Annotated in this window: 3 protein-coding genes; all 3 read left to right on the top strand. The window is 65.0% G+C overall.

The annotated features are described in order from the left end of the window. The first annotated feature begins 175 nt into the window (after positions 1–175). From ACK1U9_RS25270 to ACK1U9_RS25260, 3 genes are read left to right on the top strand one after another with little or no spacing between them, the layout of a single operon-like run. Entirely contained in the window at positions 176–742 is a 567-nt protein-coding gene (locus tag ACK1U9_RS25270) for a YfiR family protein (protein WP_046616381.1), read from the top strand. After that, positions 739–2,010: a diguanylate cyclase domain-containing protein gene (locus ACK1U9_RS25265; protein ID WP_046616380.1), complete on the top strand. Its 1,272-nt coding sequence runs from the start codon at positions 739–741 to the stop codon at positions 2,008–2,010. Before ACK1U9_RS25270 ends, ACK1U9_RS25265 begins: the two co-directional genes overlap by 4 nt. Before the next feature lie 4 nt (positions 2,011–2,014). Continuing rightward, positions 2,015–2,506, top strand: a complete 492-nt coding sequence (locus ACK1U9_RS25260) for an OmpA family protein (RefSeq protein ID WP_085602284.1) — start codon at positions 2,015–2,017, stop codon at positions 2,504–2,506. The last annotated feature ends 584 nt before the right edge of the window (positions 2,507–3,090 follow it).

The following is a 3,090-nucleotide window of genomic DNA, read 5'->3' as shown; positions in this document are numbered from 1 at the left end:
AGCCAGCTCCCACAGGTACAGCGCTGCCCTCAAGGGTTGTGGAGTTCCCTGTGGGAGCTGGCTTGCCGGCGATGAGGGCATCAGTCCCCGTGCGTAAAGCAGCTCGTACCTACATTGATGCGGCCATGTGCTATCGTTGCGCCGATATCGGAAAGGGCCTCAAGAGATTTTCCACATGAAAGTGGCCGCAAGGCGGGTGACGAGCTGTGTGCTTTCGCTATTGCTGGCCGCCCTGTTCCTTTCCGCAGGCCCGGCCCAGGCAGACCCCGCCATAACTGCCGCCCAGGCGCAGCAGCGTGCCAAGGCCGTCACCCAGGTGGTGCTGGGCATCTTCAGCTATGCCCGCTGGCCTGTGGAACCCTCACCGTTGCGCCTGTGCCTGGTCGGCCCTACCGAGTATGCCGATGACCTGATCAAAGGCCATGTGCAGGAGTCCGGCCGACCGCTGCAGGTGCGGCGGCTGCTGGCAGACGATAGTCAGGTCGCCCAGGCCTGCGACGCCATCTACATCGGCAAGCTCGACCAGGGCAAGCGCGACCGGTTGTTCGAGCGCGTCAGTGGCCACCCAGTGCTGAGCATCAGCGAGGCAGACGACCCGTGCACGGTCGGTAGCCTGTTCTGCTTGCGGGTCAGCGACCAGCAGGTAGCCTTTGAAGTCAACCTCGACTCGGTGGCACGCTCCGGCGTGCGCATTCACCCTAGCGTGCTGCAATTGTCGCGGCGCCGGGCGGTGCAACCATGAAACCAACCCGCAAGCGCGCCGCGCGCCCGACCCTGCGCTCGGTGCTCGGCCGTGGCCACCTCAGCGTCGCCTTGCTCGCCGTTGGCCTGGCCGGCATATCCCTGACCCTGCTGGGCGTGCTTGCCCTGCGCGTCTATGCCAATGACAACCTGCACCTGATCGCCCGCTCGATCAGCTACACCGTGGAAGCGGCGGTGGTGTTTGACGACAGCGCTGCGGCCAATGAATCGCTGGCGCTGATTGCCAGTACCGAGGAAGTGGCTGAAGCCAAGGTCTTCAACAACGAAGGTGAGCAGTTGGCGCATTGGCAGCGCAGCGATACCGGCGTGCTCGCGCGGCTGGAGGCGCAGGTGGCCACCGCCCTGCTGGATGAGCCGATCAACCTGCCGATCACGCACCAGCAACAGCAAGTCGGGCGCATCGAACTGGTTGGCCAAGGGCGTAGCCTGTTGCTGTTTCTGTTCAGCGGGCTGGCCGGCATCCTGTTCTGCACGGTGCTCAGCGCCCTGGCTGCCCAATACCTGTCGCGGCGTCTGCTCAGCGATATCGTCCGCCCGCTGCGTGGCCTGGCCAGTGTTGCCCACGCCGCCCGCCGCGAGCGCAGTTTCGACCGGCGCGTGCCGGAGGCGCCGATTGCCGAGCTCAACGAACTGGGCAATGACTTCAACGCCCTGCTGGACGAACTGGAGGTATGGCACAGCCACCTGCAGAACGAAAACCAGACCCTGGCCCACCAGGCCAGCCACGACAGCCTGACCGGCCTGCCCAACCGTGCCTTCTTCGAGGGGCGCCTGAGCCGTAGCGTGCGCAATGCCGAACGGCAGCAGGATCACCTGGCGTTGCTGTTCCTCGACAGCGACCACTTCAAACAGATCAATGACACCCTCGGCCATGCGGTGGGCGACGAAGTGCTGATAAGCGTGGCCGACCGCGTGCGTGCCCAACTGCGCGAGCACGACCTTGTGGCGCGCCTGGGTGGCGATGAGTTCGCCGTGCTGCTGACGCCTTTGCATTCGCGCCTGGACGCCGAGCACATTGCCGAGAAGATCATTGCCAGCATGAAGTTGCCGGTGCAGCTGGACAGCGGCCGCAGTATCGCCACTTCGTTGAGTGTTGGTATTGCCTATTACCCGGATGACGGCGCCGACCCCGCCAGCCTTCTGAATGCCGCCGATGCGGCGATGTACCAGGCCAAGCGCAAACGCCGTGGCCATTGGCAAGTGGCGCAGACGGAGCGGTCCGCCAGCGAAATCAAGAACAGGAGTTGAACCCGTGATACAGGCTTTGCGTTTCCCTCTTTGGGCCTTGTTGCTTGCCGTGCTGGCGCTGCCCGGCTGCCAGAGCGCTCCGCCCAAAGGCCTGACCGCCGAACAGATTGCCGTGCTCAAGCGCGAAGGCTTTACCCCGACCGACGAAGGCTGGGCCTACGATTTGTCCGGCAAGGTGCTGTTCGGCAGCGACCTGGACAGCCTCAACAGCCAGAGCCAGGCGATTGTCGAGCGTATTGGCAAGGCGCTGCTTGGCGTTGGTATCCAGGGCGTGCGGGTGGATGGGCATGCCGACGCGTCCGGCAAGGCGGCGTATAACCAGCAACTCTCCGAGCGCCGCGCGCAGAGCGTGGCCAAGGCGCTGGTCGGGGTAGGCATGCAGGCGCAGAACATCCAGAGCCGTGGGTTGGGCAGTAGTCAACCGGTGGCGGACAACCGCACCAGTGCCGGGCGTACCGAGAACCGGCGGGTGTCCATCGTGGTGGCTTCCTACTGACCACCGCCTCACGGGCCAGCAAATCCGTATGTAGGGGCGGGCTTGCCCGCGAGCAGGCAACGCGGTGCCTGGCACCGGCTGCGCCGGTGTTCGCCGGCAAGCCGGCTCCCACAGGTACGCACCTGTCTTGAATCCAGCACAGAACCTGTGTGCGGGCAAGCCCGCGAAGCAGGCGACTCGGTGTCTGGCACCGGCTGTGCCGGTGATCACCGGCAAGCCAGCTCCCAAAGGTACGCACCTATCTTGAACCCAGCACAGAACCTGTGGGAGCGGGCAAGCCCGCGAAGCAGGCGACTCGGTATCTGGCACCGGCTGCGCCGGTGTTCGCCGGCAAGCCGGCTCCCACAGGTCCAGCACCTGTCTTGAATCCAGCACAGTGCGTGTGGGAGCGGGCAAGCCCGCGAAGCAGGCGACTCGGTGACTGGCACCGGCTGCGCCGGTGATCGCCGGCAAGCCGGCTCCCACAGGTACAGCACCTGTCCTGAATCCAGCGCAGACGTTGTGGGAGCAACTGTCTTGCTCAATTTCTAAAAGCTGGCGTGATCCCTGTGGGAGCGGGCTTGCCCGCGAACACGGGCGAAGCC

Source organism: Pseudomonas sp. XP1, from assembly GCF_053557675.1.
This window is presented reverse-complemented; position numbering and strand designations above follow the sequence as displayed.